Source organism: Aurantimonas coralicida DSM 14790, from assembly GCF_000421645.1.
Taxonomy (GTDB): domain Bacteria; phylum Pseudomonadota; class Alphaproteobacteria; order Rhizobiales; family Rhizobiaceae; genus Aurantimonas; species Aurantimonas coralicida.
The window spans coordinates 64685-78334 of record NZ_ATXK01000010.1 but is presented as its reverse complement, the minus strand read 5'-3'; the positions used below and the strand labels follow the sequence as shown (position 1 = coordinate 78334).

Below are 13650 nucleotides of genomic sequence, written 5' to 3'. Positions count from 1 at the left end.
ATCAGGCTGCCTCGTCGATCAGCTGGCCGTAACCCTCGTTCTCGAGCTGCAGGGCCAGATTCTTGTCGCCGGTCTTGATGATGCGGCCCTTGTAGAGGACGTGCACCGTGTCCGGCACGATGTAGTCGAGCAGGCGCTGGTAATGGGTGATGACCAGGAACGAGCGCTCCGGTGAACGCAGCGCGTTGACGCCGTCGGCGACGATCTTCAGCGCGTCGATGTCGAGGCCGGAATCGGTCTCGTCCATGACGCAGAGCTTGGGCTCGAGCAGCGCCATCTGCAGGATCTCGGCGCGCTTCTTCTCACCGCCCGAGAAGCCGACATTCAGCGGCCGCTTCAGCATGGCGGCGTCGATCTTCAGATCGGCTGCCGCGGCCTTTACCCGGCGCATGAAGTCGGGCGTGGTCAGCTCGCCCTCGCCGCGCGCCTTCCGCTGCGAGTTGAGCGCGGTCTTCAGGAAGGTCATCGTGGCGACGCCCGGGATCTCCAGCGGATACTGGAAGGCCAGGAAGACGCCCGATGCGGCGCGCTCGGCCGGGTCCATCTCGAGGATCGACTCGCCGTTGTAGAGGATATCGCCCTCGGTGACCTCGTAGTCGTCGCGACCGGCGAGGATGTAGGACAGGGTCGACTTGCCGGAGCCGTTCGGCCCCATGATCGCCGCGACCTCACCGTCCTGGACGGTCAGATTGACGCCGCGCAGGATCTCGGTTTCGTCGTCCGCCACGCGGGCATGAAGGTTCTTGATTTCAAGCATGTCAGTTCCTGCGATCAGTAGCTGCGCGTGTCGCGCAATTCATAGTGTTGCGAGCGTTCGTCGAACCGCTTCAGGACTTGCCGCGCCTCGTCGGGGACGTAGCTGCGCTCGTGGTCATCGCCGACAAAAGCCTTCACGTTGTCGATGGAATCGAATTCCATGATGGTGATGAACTCGACCTCGTCGGCAAGCGGGCGTCGCAGCACCTCTATGCGGCGGAACCCGGGAATGGCCTTGCCTTCGATGCCCTTGATCACCTCCGAGCGAAGGATCGCCTCGTACGTGTCGGCGTTTTCCGGCGTCGTGTATCCATGCCAGATCCGTTTGATCATCCCACCGAGCCTTCGAGGCTGATGCCGATCAGCTTCTGGGCCTCGACGGCGAACTCCATCGGGAGCTGCTGGATCACGTCCTTGACGAAGCCGTTGACGATCAGCGCCACGGCCTCTTCCTCGGGGATGCCGCGCTGCATGCAGTAGAACAGCTGGTCGTCCGAGATCTTCGAGGTGGTCGCCTCGTGCTCGAACTGCGCGGTGGCGTTCTTCACCTCGATATAGGGCACGGTATGGGCGCCGCAGTCGTTGCCGATCAGCAGCGAGTCGCACTGGGTGAAGTTGCGGGCATTGGTCGCCTTGCGGTTGGCCGAGACCTGGCCGCGATAGGTGTTGTTCGAATTGCCCGCCGAGATGCCCTTGGAGATGATGCGACTCGACGTGTTCTTGCCGAGATGCAGCATCTTGGTGCCGCTGTCGATCTGCTGGCGACCGTTGGACACGGCGATGGAATAGAACTCGCCCCGGGAATTGTCGCCGCGCAGGATGCAGGACGGGTATTTCCAGGTGATCGCCGAGCCGGTCTCGACCTGGGTCCAGGAGATGCGCGAGTTCTTGCCGCGGCAGTCGCCCCGCTTGGTGACAAAGTTGTAGATGCCGCCCTTGCCGTCCTTGTCGCCCGGATACCAGTTCTGGACGGTGGAGTACTTGATCTCGGCATCGTCCAGGGCGATCAGCTCGACCACGGCCGCATGCAGCTGGTTCTCGTCGCGCTGGGGCGCCGTGCAGCCTTCCAGATAGGAGACGTAGGAGCCCTCATCGGCGATGATCAGCGTGCGCTCGAACTGGCCGGTGTTCTTCTCGTTGATCCGGAAATAGGTCGACAGCTCCATCGGGCAGCGAACGCCCTTCGGCACGTAGACGAAGGAGCCATCGGTGAAGACCGCGGAGTTCATCGTGGCGAAGAAATTGTCCGACACCGGCACGACCGAGCCGAGATATTTCTTCACCAGCTCGGGATGCTCGCGGATCGCCTCGGAGATCGGCATAAAGATGACGCCGGCCTTCTCGAGTTCCTTCTTGAAGGTGGTGGCGACGGAGACCGAATCGAACACGGCGTCGACGGCGACGCGGCTTTCGCGCGGCGCGATCTCGTTGCCGTCCTCGTCATAGGTCGGCTCGGCCGCCGGCTTGACGACGCCGGCCAGCATCTCCTGCTCGCGAAGCGGAATGCCGAGCTTCTCGTAGGTGCGCAGGATCTCGGGATCGACCTCGTCCAGCGAGGCCGGGCCGGACATGGATTTCGGCGCTGCGTAATAATGGATGTCCTGGAAGTCGATCTCGGGATAGTCGAGACGCGCCCAGGACGGGCTCTCCATCGTCTTCCAGCGCTCGAACGCCTCCAGACGCCAGTCCAGCATCCACTGGGGCTCTCCCTTCTTGGCGGAGATCAGCCGGATGATGTCTTCGTTGAGGCCCTTGGGCGCCACATCCATCTCGATGAGCGTCTCGAAGCCGTATTTGTACTGATCGACATCGATCTTGCGGACCTGATCGATGGTTTCCTGAACTGCTGGCATTCCAATTCTCCATACTCGCCGGATTCAAGGTCCGGTGGTCGGCGCGCCGCCGAAGCGCCCGGCCGCGCGGTGTAGATAGCAACGAAGCGCCCCGATTTTTAGGGCGTAGCCGATGTCCTGCGAACTCTTATCGTCACGCCGCGCGGTGGGCCCTCGCCGCCGGTGCGGCGCGCCCAGCCAGGGCGGCATATTCGCGAACGAAACGATCGAGATCGTGCGTCGCGGTGTCATAGCCGAAGCTGATGCGGATGGCACCGTCATCGGCAGAAATCTGAAGGCCTCCACGGACCATCGCATCGACCACATGGCTGCGACCGACCTTGCCCGACGAACAGGCCGATCCGGCCGACACGGCGAGCCCGGCGAGATCGAGACCGATCTGAGCGGTTTCGGCGCGCAGACCCGATGCTGCGATCGCCACCGTGTTGGGCAGGCGCGGCGCATGGCCGCCGAGAAGGGTCGCCTGCGGCACTTGCGCCAGAAGCGCGGTTTCCAGATACCGGCGCAGCGCCATCAGATCGTCGGGCGCATGCTCGAGCCGTTGCCGCGCGATACGGGCCGCCGCGCCGAGGCTTGCGATGGCCGGCACGGCTTCCGTTCCGGCGCGGCGCCCCTTTTCCTGGCCGCCGCCGCGCACGAGCGCGAAAGGCCGCGTCGCGGGATCGCGAAACATCATGGCGCCGACGCCCTTGGCCGCACCGAATTTGTGCCCGGAGACGAAAGCCGCATCGGCGCCGCTCGCCGCAAAATCGAAACCGATTCGGCCGATCATCTGGACCACATCGAGGATAAGCCGGACCGGACGATCGGCAATTGCCGTCCGGATGTCGTCCAAGGGCTGCAGGACACCGGTCTCGGAATTGGCCAGCGTCAGCGCCAGAAGGCCGGTGATGCCGTCTTCGAGGGTCTCGGCCCATGCGGCCAGGGCGGCGCAATCGACGATGCCGTCAGCATCGACCGGCAGGCGCGTCACGTCGGCGGGGGCGAAGGCACCGCCGTCACGCACGCAAGGGTGATCGGTGTCGATGACGGCGAGATGTAAAACCTGCGTCTCCTGCCCGTCCACGAGCCAGCGCGGCGACAGGCAGGTAGTGGCCGCCTCACTGGCGCCACTTGTGAAGGCGATCTGTTCGGCGTCGCAGCCGACCAGCCGCGCCAGTTCGTCACGGGCGCTCTCCACCAGCTTCCTGGCGGCACGTCCTTCGCTGTGAACAGACGAAGCGTTGGCGGCATCGAGCGAGTCGATCAGCGCGGCGCGCGCTTCGGCCAGAAGCGGCGCACTCGCATTGTGATCCAGATAGAGACGCTCGTCTCTGCTCATTGCCTCTCGCAACGGTTCGGTCCGGGGCGCGATGCGCAAAAATCTTGAATTTTCGACGACGCCCGGACTACAAGACGCCTGATAGACGCCCGTAGTTTTGAATCATTCTAAACTGGACCCTACGAGGCCACTTCGGCTTCGTCAAGTCAGGCCAGCCGAGCCATCCCGCTCGCCAAGGAACATTATTATGCCCGAAGTGATCTTCAATGGCCCTGCCGGCCGCCTGGAGGGCCGTTACCAGGCCGCCAAGGAGAAGAACGCCCCGATCGCCATCGTCCTGCACCCGCATCCGCGCTTCGGCGGCACGATGAACAACCAGATCGTCTACAAGCTCTTCTACATGTTCGTGGAGCGCGGCTTCACCACCCTGCGCTTCAATTTCCGCGGCATCGGCCGCAGCCAGGGCGAGTTCGACCATGGTTCGGGCGAATTGTCGGACGCCGCCTCGGCGCTCGACTGGGTGCAGAGCCTGCATCCCGATTCCAAGCAGTGCTGGGTCGCCGGCTATTCCTTCGGCGCCTGGATCGGCATGCAGCTCCTGATGCGCCGTCCCGAGATCGAAGGCTTCTTCTCGATCTCGCCGCAGCCCAATTCCTACGACTTCTCCTTCCTTGCCCCCTGCCCGTCCTCGGGCCTGATCATCCATGGCGACAAGGACCGGGTGGCACCGCCGAAGGACGTCCAGACCCTCGTCGACAAGCTGAAGACCCAGAAGGGCATCGTCATCACCCAGAAGACCATGGAAGGGGCCAACCACTTCTACAGCGAGCACACCGACGAGCTGCTCGGCGAATGCTCCGAATATCTCGACCGGCGTCTGGCCGGCGAACTCAGCGACCCGCGGCCGAAGCGCCTGCGCTAGGCCTCAGAACCCGGCACCGAGACGCCTCTCAGCGATCGGTGCCGGCTTCCGCCTGTCGGGCATCATCCGGCAGCGACAGGACACCGCCGGTCACCGCCTCGCGGCAGCCGGTGGTCGTCGGCCAGGTCAGCGGACGGCGATCCAGCGACCGGACGGCGAGATAGCCCCAGGCTTCCGCCTCCATGGCATCGCCGTCGAAACCGGCCTCCTCGGCCGAGACGACCACCGCATCCGGCCCGGCGCCGGCTTTCAGATCGGCCATGATCGCCGGATGGTGGCGCCCGCCGCCGCAGATGATCCAGAGCTTCGGTTTGGCCGGAAAATGCTCGGCCGACATCAGGATGGCCGCGGCGCTGACGAAGCACAGCGTGCGGGCGACATCCTCGAGCGTGCCGCTGCCCGGCGGCGGAACCGGAAAATCGAAACGGTCCAGCGATTTCGGTGCGGGTCGGGCAAAGAAGTCCGACGCCAGATAGCGTTCGGCCATGCCTTCGATCAGACCGCCCTCGCTGGCGATGGCGCCATTCTGGTCGTAGGGAATGCCCGCCTCGCGCTGCAGCCACTGGTCGAGAAGCGCATTGCCCGGCCCCGAGTCGAAGGCGACCGGATCGGTTTCACCATCGAGCCAGGTGACGTTCGAGATGCCGCCGATATTCACGAATACGACCGGATAGGTCCCACGGTCCGCGGGCAGGCTGCCGGCCAGCGCCGCGTGATAGGCGGGCACGAGCGGCGCGCCCTGCCCGCCGGCCACCATGTCGGCCGCACGCATGTCATGAACCACCGGCAGGCCCAGTTGCCGGGCGAGGAAATCGCCCCGGCCGATCTGGACCGTCAGCGCCTCGGCCGGGCGGTGCAGCACCGTCTGGCCGTGAAAGCCGACGACATCGACCGAGGCCCTGTCGATGCCGCATTCCTTTAGGAAGCGCGTGACCGCTTCACCGTGGCGTTGGGTGAGCGCGACTTCCAGCGCCGCCAGATCCCCGGGACGTGCGTCGCGCTGCCGGATCGTCTTGGCGGTCTCCAGCGCCGCCGCGAGCTGGTCCCGGAATACCGCGTCATAGGCGTAGACCCGGGCCGGTCCGCGTTCGACGACGGTATCGCCATCCGTGTCGACCAGCGCCACGTCGATTCCGTCGAGCGACGTGCCGCTCATCAGGCCGATGGCGCGGCGCAGCTTCGGTTGGCGCAATTTCGGCTCCACAACTGGAATTCTGGCGCAGGGCTGATAAACCGCACCCCACATCTTGCGGAGCGCCTGCCGCTCCGGCGAAAGAACAGGATCACCATTCCATGACCCGCTTCAAGTCCGAGTTCCTGGCGACACTCGCCGAGCGCGGCTTCATCCACCAGACATCCGACGACAACGGCCTCGACGAGCTGTTCCGCACCGAAACGGTCACCGGCTATATCGGCTTCGACCCGACGGCCGCCAGCCTGCATGTCGGCTCGCTGATGCAGATCATGATGCTGCACTGGATGCAGCAGACCGGTCACCGGCCGATCGCGCTGATGGGCGGCGGCACCGGCATGATCGGCGATCCGTCTTTCAAGGACGAGGCGCGCAAGCTGCAGACCGAGGACACGATCGCGTCCAATCTCGCCGGCATCAAGCGGTCGTTCCAGCCATACATCCGTTTCGGCGACGGGCCGACCGATGCGGTCATGGTCGACAACGCCGAATGGCTGCTGGAGCTGAACTACGTCGCCTTTCTGCGCGATGTCGGCCGGCACTTCTCGGTCAACCGCATGCTCTCCTTCGATTCGGTCAAGCTGCGGCTGGACCGCGAGCAGTCGCTGTCCTTCCTCGAATTCAACTACATGATCCTGCAGGCCTACGACTTCGTCGAGCTCTACAAGCGCACCGGCTGCAAGCTGCAGATGGGCGGCTCGGACCAGTGGGGCAACATCGTCAACGGCATCGATCTCGGCCGGCGCATGGAGGGTGCGGATCTCTACGCCCTCACCTCGCCGCTGCTGACCACCTCGTCGGGCGCCAAGATGGGCAAGACCGCCTCGGGCGCGATCTGGCTCAATGACGACATGCTCAGCGCCTATGATTTCTGGCAGTACTGGCGCAACACCGAGGACGCCGATGTCGGTCGCTTCCTGAAGCTCTACACCACCTTGCCGATGGACGAGATCGCGCGGCTCGAAGCGCTGGGCGGCTCGGAGATCAACGACGCCAAGAAGGTGCTGGCGAACGAGGTCACGGCCATGCTGCACGGCCGCGCCGCGGCCGAAGCCTCCGCCGAGACGGCGCGCAAGACCTTCGAGGAAGGTGCGCTGGCCGACAGCCTGCCGACCATCGAGGTTCCGGCGGCGTCGCTGGCCGAAGGCGTCGGCCTCCTGTCGCTGCTGGTCTCCGCGGGCCTCGCCGGCTCGAACGGCGAAGCGCGCCGCCACATCAAGGGCGGCGCCGTGCGGGTCAACGACGCGCAGGTCACCGACGAGCGGCTGACGGTCGGCACGGACGCCCTCGTCCAGGGCGTCGTCAAGCTGTCTGTCGGGCGCAAGAAGCACGTGCTGGTCCGGCCCGCCGACTGAGCGGCCGGACGCGCCCGCGCTGCGGGGGCGTCAGTACTCGAAGATGCGCCGGAAGATGCCCGGCGCGATGGCGGAGATCGGGTTCACCGACAGGGTCGGGTCGTCGAGCGGCCCGGCCAGACGGTAGGTGATCCCGATCAGGCCGCCCTCTTGGCCATTACCCAGAATGCCGCCAAAGAAGGGGATCGCGCCGAACAGGCGGTTCACCCCATAGGCGGGCATGAAGGACCCGTCGATGGCGATGCGCTGGGCGTCGTCGACGATCACCCCCTCGAAGCTCGATCCGAAGATCGGCCCGCGAATGATGCCGTCGCGGGCCACCAGCCGCGACCCGTTCCAGGCGAGCTGAGCCGAGGCCGCGTCGAAATAGGCATCAGAGGTCTGCAGTTCCTGACCCACGGCGCCGGCGAGACTGGCCTCCCGGTCGCGGGTCGTGCCGACGAGCCGGGCCAGCCGCGATTCGTTCACCAGCGTGAAGTCCTGCAGCGCCAGCTTGCCGCCATACTGGGCGGGCTGATTGCCCGCCATGGCGAGCCGCGCCCTGCCGCCATACATGTTGGAATAGAGCCCGGTGAAGCGCAGCAGCGCGCCGGCGTCGTCGGTGCTCAGTTCGACGCTGCGGCCTTCGCCGCGCTTCTGGATCGCCAGACGTAGCGGCGAGCCATCCGCGGCCACGGCGGCGATGTCGGCCACCGGCGCGCCGGACGCCTGCTGGCGAAAGGCGATGGTGGCATTGCGCAGTTCCTCGCCGCCGAAGCCGATCAGGCGATCCACCGCGATCGACAGGTCGAGCGGCGCCTGGCGGGTTCCGGTATCGGTCGCCGATGCCATGCCGCCGGCGCGCAGCCGCGCAAGGCCGGCCCGCGCATCGAGGCTGCGTCCGGTCAGCGCCACCTTGAAGCCGCCATCCTCGCGCCGAACGCTGCCGGAAAAGTCGTCCGAGCGACTGAAGGCCGCCTTGTCGATCGTCACCGACTTCAGGCCACCGCCATCGGCTTCGGCTCGGCCTTCGGCGTGGAAGCCTTCGCCTTCGAGCTTGGCATTGGTCAGGCTGAGCGTGTTGTCGTCCGTCGTCATGTCGAAGGACAAAGAGGCCGGCACGCCGGGCCCCTTGCTCCAGCCGGCCGCCGGAAGCCGCAGGCGCGCGGCCGACAGATCGATCGCGGCGCGGTAAGTGTCGCCGGACCGCACCAGGGTCGCCGACAGGGCGCCGTCCACGACGTCGTCCAAGGTCGGCAGGATAGCCTGCAGCTGGCTCTTTTCCAGTTCGGTCGTGATGGTCAGGGACCGCTCGCCGACCGGGTTCGGCTCCAGCGGTTCGGCAAAGGCGATCCGGGCCGGGACGCCGTCGATCGTCGCGTCCACCTCGCCGAAGACCGTGCCGGGGGACAGGCTGGCCATGCCGGTGATCGCGCCGAGCTGGCGCCCTTCCAGCCGGCGTTTCAGCCCGACATCGTCGAGGTCGGCGATCACCGTCCAGTTCTGCAGAACGGATTTCTCGCCCGGGCGCCCGAGCAGGAAGCGGGCATTGACCCCGGCCGTCGCCGCGCCCGAGACCTCGTCGCTCTTCCAGCCGATCTTGTCGAGCGCATTGATCGGGTCTCGGTCGGCGATCTCCAGAAGCGCCGGGGCCGGCCCCCCGATGTTCAGCGAGAGCGACGCGATCACGCCGGACTCCTCGCGTTCGAACTCGAGCGACGATGGCAGAATCGTCACCTCGGGAACCGCCGCGACCGTCGCCGAAGCGACCGAGATCACCGTCCTGCCGGCCCGAAAATCCAGATCGCCCGTAACGGCGGAGAGATCGGGCAGATCGCCGATCGTGGCAAAGGCGGCGCCGTCGATCGCGAGGGCGAGATGCATCTCCTCGGCGCTCGGGCTGATCTCGGGGTCGAGGATCTTCGGCAGCCGGTCGACGGACACGTCGAGCGTGAAATTGCCGTTTTCCACCCGGCCCGTATCGCCGGCATGGTCGATCACCCAGGATCGCGCCTCGGGCGAGATGATGATCGGCCAGAAGGCCTTCACTGTGGCCGCATCGACATTGTCGAAGGTCAGATCGGCGCGGATGCGGTCCTCGGGCTCCATCCCGCCCAGTGCGGCGGCCCCGGCCAGCCCGCCATCGCCGGTGTCCAGGACCAGACGCTCGATGTCGGCCGCCGCATCGGCCGGATCGAACCAGCCGCCCAGCGTCAGCTCGGCGGATCGCGCCGCGCCATCGCCCCCGGCGGTCGAGATCAGACGCGAACTGGCAAGGCTGAAGCCGTGATGGCCGGCGGCGTCGGCGACGAGGTTCAGCCCGCCCCGAAACTCAGCCTCGACCGACGCGGTCTCGATACGGGCGGCGGAGACGCGCGCATAGCTGCGCCCCTCGTCGAGTGTCAGTTCCAGGACGCCGCTCTGCAGCGCGACGGGCATGCGGCCGATCAGGCGGCCTTCGCCGGCGTCCAGCCGCACGCGCAGGTTCCGGCCGGCCTCGGTGGTGGCGAGTTCGGCGGCCAGCGAAGCCGAGCCCTCGAAGGCGACGGATCGGTCCGCCGCGTCCTGCGGCGGTTCGCCGAAGGCCAGCGGCAGTGGAGCGGTCTCGAGCGACAGCCCGGCCAGCCTGTCGCCGTTCGGGGCCAGGGTGGCGCGCCCGGTCACCGCGACGTCGCGACCTGCAAGGTGCGCCGTCAGGTCGATGGCGGTCTCCCCCTGGCCGACGCGACTGACCGTCAGGCGGTCGAGCCGCGTGTCGGGATCGGCGTTCAGGCTGGCGACGTCGGCCACCTCCAGCAGGCGCAGGCCGGCGTCATCGAGGGCCGTGAAGATGCGATCGGCCGTCTGGAAGATCTCGTCCGGTTCGAAGGGCTCGCCATCGCCTTCCCCATCCAGGCTGCCCGGGTCCAGTCGCACCCGCTCCACGGCGAGGGTTTCCAGCGCGAGATTGCCGGACAGCAGGCTGGAGACGCCGATGCCGGCGCGCACCAGCGCCACCGTGCCGACCGTTTCGCCGGACTCGCGATCGCGCAGGGCGACATCGGAAAAGCCGAGCCCGATCCGGCCGCTCGGGCCGATGCCGATCGTCTGCTGGCCCAGCGCGACGACATAGCCGGGACCAAGGGCGTTCGAGGCGAGTTCCTCGGTCTTGCGCCGCAGCAGGTCCTGGCCGGAATCGGTCCACAGGATGGCGGCGGCAAGCCCGCCGATCAGCAGGGCCGCGCAGATCGCGATGCTGGCCGTGCCGGCCAGGATACGGACGACAATCTTCATCTTCGGCGAAACGCCTCCGGACTGCGACCAGCCTCGTGCGCAGGACGGAATGGAATCTGCGCAGACATGGCGTCTCGGCGCTCCCCTGCCGACGCCGTTTCGAACCGGACGCCGCGCGTTGAACAATACGTCGCGCGGAGCATGCTTTCGCCCGCGCATCTCATCCGGCATCTTCGCCACCAGATCGTCAGCCGCCGGCTGATTCGTCCAGTCACCCTCTCCTGACGCACGATTTCCCCGAAAGGATGGCACGCCATGCCGATTTCAGCCGGTGAACCCTGTCCGACATTCAGCCTGCCTGACGATCACGGCGCCGTGGTCGCGTCCGACGATCTCCTCGGCAAGCCCTTCGTCCTCTATTTCTATCCCAAGGACGATACCTCCGGTTGCACGCTTGAAGCTATCGAGTTCACGCGGCTGAAGAGCGATTTCGACGCGATCGGCGTTCCGGTTTTCGGTGTCTCGCCCGATCCGGTGAAGAAGCACGGCAAGTTCCGCGACAAGCACGAGCTCACGGTCCGGCTTCTGTCGGACGAGGAGAAGACGCTGCTGTCGGCCTTCGGCATCTGGGTCGAGAAGAGCATGTACGGCCGCAAATACATGGGCGTCGAGCGGACGACGGCGCTGGTGGCGGCCGACGGCACGGTGGCGCGGCTCTGGCCCAAGGTGAAGGTGCCGGGGCATGCCGAGGAGGTTCTGGAGGCCGCGCGCCAGCTGTCTGCCGCGACATGAGCAGCGAACCGCGCGAGGCCGGCTCCCCTGCGACGCTGCGCCAGGCCGCGATCGAGGCGCTGAGGGCGGCCGATCTCGACGAAAAGGTCGAGCGCACCAACCTCGCCTGCCGGCTGTGGTTCGGTCGCCGGCTCGGTCTGCACGCCCCGCACGATCCGGCGCTACCCGACAGGCCGGGCCGCCCCGCCGAGCCGGTGCTCGTCTCGCCGCGCACGGTCAAGCGCCGCTCGGTGCACACCGAAACCGGCCGGATCGCACTGATCCATGCGCTTGCCCATATCGAACTCAACGCCATCGACCTGGCGCTCGACATCGTCGCGCGCTTTGCCAGCGAACGCGTGCCGCGCTCCTTCTTCGATGGCTGGATGACCGTGGCGCTGGAAGAGGCCAAGCATTTCCGGCTGCTGTCGCGGCGACTGGAATCACTCGGCAGCCATTATGGCGCCCTGCCCGCCCATGACGGGCTCTGGCAGGCGGTGGAGGCGACCGCCCACGATCTGGGCGCACGGCTGGCGGTGGTTCCGCTGATCCTCGAAGCCCGCGGGCTCGACGTCACGCCGTCCCTCTTGGAGAAGCTGCTGGAGGTCGGCGACGCAGACACCGCCGCGATCCTGGAGATCATTTACCGGGACGAGAAGAAGCACGTGGCGATCGGCGCCAAATGGTTTCGCTTCCTGTGCGCCCGCGAAGGCCGCAACCCGGCGCAGCGGTTCCAGGAGCTGGTGCGGGCGAGCTTCCGCGGCGACGTGAAGGCGCCCTTCAACGATCGCGCCCGCGCCGAGGCCGGCCTGACGCCCACCTTCTACCGGTCGCTCTCGCCGCTCTCGAGCTGAGGTCGACGGCCGATTACCCCGGCCAAAGCGGGCCCGGACGCCCGTCGCCACCGCCGGAAGGCGGTCGATCCGCTGCCGATCAAAGGAATGTTAACCTTACCCGAGTGTAATCAGGCGGTCGACGGGACATCGCGTCCCGGTATCCGGGGATGGGTAATGACTGCGGTGAAGCACAGGCGAACATTCGGCGATCGACGCGAACCGCATACGGTGATCATCGCGCGCGGCGAACAGGTTCGCTACTTCACCATCGGCCGCAAGGCCCTGATGCTCGGCTCGGCCCTCGCCGCCCTCGTCGCGGCCACCTGCGTCGCGATTCCCTCCTACTATCTCCTGCAGGACGACCTCACCGTGCGCTATGCCGAGCGCCAGTGGAAGGTGACGCGCGACTACGAACAGCGGATCGCGGCGCTGCGGGCGCAGCTCGACACCGCCACGAGCCGGCAGTTCCTGTCCGAGAAGATGGTCGAGACCAAGGTGGAAGTGCTGCTCGACCAGCAGGAGGAACTGACCGCCCGCTACGACAAGCTGCAGCCGCTCCTCGAACGCGCCAAGGCCACCGGGATCATCACGACGGCCGTCCCGCTGCCCACGCAGAACCCGCGCACCTCGTCGGTCGAAGACACGCCCTCGGAGACCGAGCCGGCGCTCGAAGCCCATGGCGATTCGCTGGACGAGGACGAGCCGATGCTCGACACGATCCGCACCAGCGCGATTCCCGGCGACGACTGGCGCGCTGCGCCGATGACGGCCGCAGCGACCGCGAAGGTCGGGCCGCGCCGCTTCGACATTTCGGAAGCTGCGATCCGGCAGATCGGACGCTCCATCGACATGGCCGAGCTTCGCCAGATCGGCGACCTGCAGAGCCTCGCCGCCAAGGCGCGCACCCGCACCGTGCGCATCGCATCGGCCCTGACCGCGATCGGTATCGACCTGCCGCCGGACACCGTCGGTTCGGCCGTCGGCGGCCCGTACGAGCCGGCACCCGCCGATTTCGATTTCGAGGAATCCTACGCCGAGCTCGATGCCGCGCTCGATGCGCTGAAGAAGCTGCATGACGTTGCCGAGCGCCTGCCTTTGACCGAGCCCATGCCGGCGAGCACCCGCTCGAGCACCTTCGGCATTCGTTCCGACCCGTTCCTCGGCAAGCGCGCCCTGCATGCGGGGATCGACTATGCCCGCCCGAGCGGCTCGGCGGTCTCGGCGGTCGCGCCGGGCAAGGTCGTGCGCGCCGGTCGGGCCGGCGGCTACGGCAATCTTGTCGAGATCGACCACGGCAACGGCATCACCACCCGCTATGGCCACATGTCCCGGATCGACGTGTCGGTCGGCGACGAGGTCGGCCGCGGCACGCGCATCGGCGCCGTCGGCAGTACCGGCCGCAGCACCGGGCCGCATCTCCACTACGAAGTGCGACGGGACGGCAAGGCCGTCGATCCGATGCGCTTCCTGCGCATCCGCGACAGGATCCGCCTGCCGTCCTGACACGGGGAA

Annotated in this window: 11 protein-coding genes; 5 read left to right on the top strand and 6 right to left on the bottom strand. The window is 66.9% G+C overall.

Features of this window, described 5'->3' with window-relative positions; all coding sequences use genetic code 11:
• Position 1: 1 nt before the first annotated feature.
• The 4 genes from sufC to H536_RS0117870 all read right to left on the bottom strand — a co-directional run bounded on the left by sufC (position 2) and on the right by H536_RS0117870 (position 3930).
• Positions 2-757, bottom strand: coding sequence for a Fe-S cluster assembly ATPase SufC (sufC, locus tag H536_RS0117885; RefSeq protein WP_024351751.1), 756 nt, complete (start codon positions 755-757; stop codon positions 2-4).
• A 14-nt stretch (positions 758-771) separates the two neighbouring features.
• On the bottom strand, positions 772-1089 hold the full coding sequence (locus H536_RS25200) for an antibiotic biosynthesis monooxygenase family protein (protein WP_024351750.1): 318 nt from the start codon (positions 1087-1089) through the stop codon (positions 772-774).
• Positions 1086-2609, bottom strand: coding sequence for a Fe-S cluster assembly protein SufB (gene sufB, locus H536_RS0117875; protein WP_024351749.1), 1524 nt, complete (start codon positions 2607-2609; stop codon positions 1086-1088). The genes H536_RS25200 and sufB overlap by 4 nt, the downstream gene beginning before the upstream one ends.
• Positions 2610-2742: 133 nt before the next feature.
• Complete coding sequence (locus tag H536_RS0117870; protein WP_024351748.1) at positions 2743-3930, bottom strand: cysteine desulfurase family protein; 1188 nt, start codon at positions 3928-3930, stop codon at positions 2743-2745.
• Between the two features lie 187 nt (positions 3931-4117).
• On the opposite strand from H536_RS0117870, the gene H536_RS0117865 reads away from it, so the two are divergent.
• Positions 4118-4792 carry an alpha/beta hydrolase gene (locus H536_RS0117865; RefSeq protein ID WP_024351747.1) on the top strand — a complete coding sequence of 225 codons (675 nt, stop codon included), beginning with the start codon at positions 4118-4120 and terminating at the stop codon, positions 4790-4792.
• Positions 4793-4820: 28 nt separating this feature from the next.
• Here the strand turns inward: H536_RS0117865 and H536_RS0117860 are convergent, their stop codons facing one another.
• Positions 4821-5996, bottom strand: coding sequence for an anhydro-N-acetylmuramic acid kinase (locus H536_RS0117860; protein ID WP_024351746.1), 1176 nt, complete (start codon positions 5994-5996; stop codon positions 4821-4823).
• A gap of 89 nt (positions 5997-6085) precedes the next feature.
• Between H536_RS0117860 and tyrS the strand changes: the two genes are divergently transcribed.
• Positions 6086-7339: a tyrosine--tRNA ligase gene (gene tyrS, locus H536_RS0117855; protein ID WP_024351745.1), complete on the top strand. Its 1254-nt coding sequence runs from the start codon at positions 6086-6088 to the stop codon at positions 7337-7339.
• Between the two features lie 30 nt (positions 7340-7369).
• On the opposite strand, the gene H536_RS22770 is transcribed toward tyrS, so the two are convergent.
• Entirely contained in the window at positions 7370-10591 is a 3222-nt protein-coding gene (locus H536_RS22770; RefSeq protein WP_024351744.1) for a hypothetical protein, read from the bottom strand.
• Positions 10592-10846: 255 nt separating this feature from the next.
• Between H536_RS22770 and H536_RS0117845 the strand changes: the two genes are divergently transcribed.
• The 3 genes from H536_RS0117845 to H536_RS0117835 all read left to right on the top strand — a co-directional run bounded on the left by H536_RS0117845 (position 10847) and on the right by H536_RS0117835 (position 13641).
• Positions 10847-11323, top strand: a complete 477-nt coding sequence (locus H536_RS0117845) for a peroxiredoxin (RefSeq protein ID WP_024351743.1) — start codon at positions 10847-10849, stop codon at positions 11321-11323.
• Positions 11320-12156 (top strand): ferritin-like domain-containing protein, encoded by an 837-nt coding sequence (locus tag H536_RS0117840; protein WP_024351742.1) that lies wholly within the window; start codon positions 11320-11322, stop codon positions 12154-12156. The genes H536_RS0117845 and H536_RS0117840 overlap by 4 nt, the downstream gene beginning before the upstream one ends.
• Positions 12157-12312: 156 nt before the next feature.
• On the top strand, positions 12313-13641 hold the full coding sequence (locus H536_RS0117835; protein WP_024351741.1) for a M23 family metallopeptidase: 1329 nt from the start codon (positions 12313-12315) through the stop codon (positions 13639-13641).
• Positions 13642-13650: the final 9 nt, after the last annotated feature.

Coding starts and splice junctions, on each gene's coding strand:
- tyrS (WP_024351745.1), top strand. CDS start 6,086: ATGACCCGCTTCAAGTCCGAGTTCCTGGCGACACTCGCCGAGCGCGGC.
- sufC (WP_024351751.1), bottom strand. CDS start 757: ATGCTTGAAATCAAGAACCTTCATGCCCGCGTGGCGGACGACGAAACC.
- H536_RS0117840 (WP_024351742.1), top strand. CDS start 11,320: ATGAGCAGCGAACCGCGCGAGGCCGGCTCCCCTGCGACGCTGCGCCAG.
- sufB (WP_024351749.1), bottom strand. CDS start 2,609: ATGCCAGCAGTTCAGGAAACCATCGATCAGGTCCGCAAGATCGATGTC.
- H536_RS0117870 (WP_024351748.1), bottom strand. CDS start 3,930: ATGAGCAGAGACGAGCGTCTCTATCTGGATCACAATGCGAGTGCGCCG.
- H536_RS25200 (WP_024351750.1), bottom strand. CDS start 1,089: ATGATCAAACGGATCTGGCATGGATACACGACGCCGGAAAACGCCGAC.
- H536_RS22770 (WP_024351744.1), bottom strand. CDS start 10,591: ATGAAGATTGTCGTCCGTATCCTGGCCGGCACGGCCAGCATCGCGATC.
- H536_RS0117845 (WP_024351743.1), top strand. CDS start 10,847: ATGCCGATTTCAGCCGGTGAACCCTGTCCGACATTCAGCCTGCCTGAC.
- H536_RS0117835 (WP_024351741.1), top strand. CDS start 12,313: ATGACTGCGGTGAAGCACAGGCGAACATTCGGCGATCGACGCGAACCG.
- H536_RS0117865 (WP_024351747.1), top strand. CDS start 4,118: ATGCCCGAAGTGATCTTCAATGGCCCTGCCGGCCGCCTGGAGGGCCGT.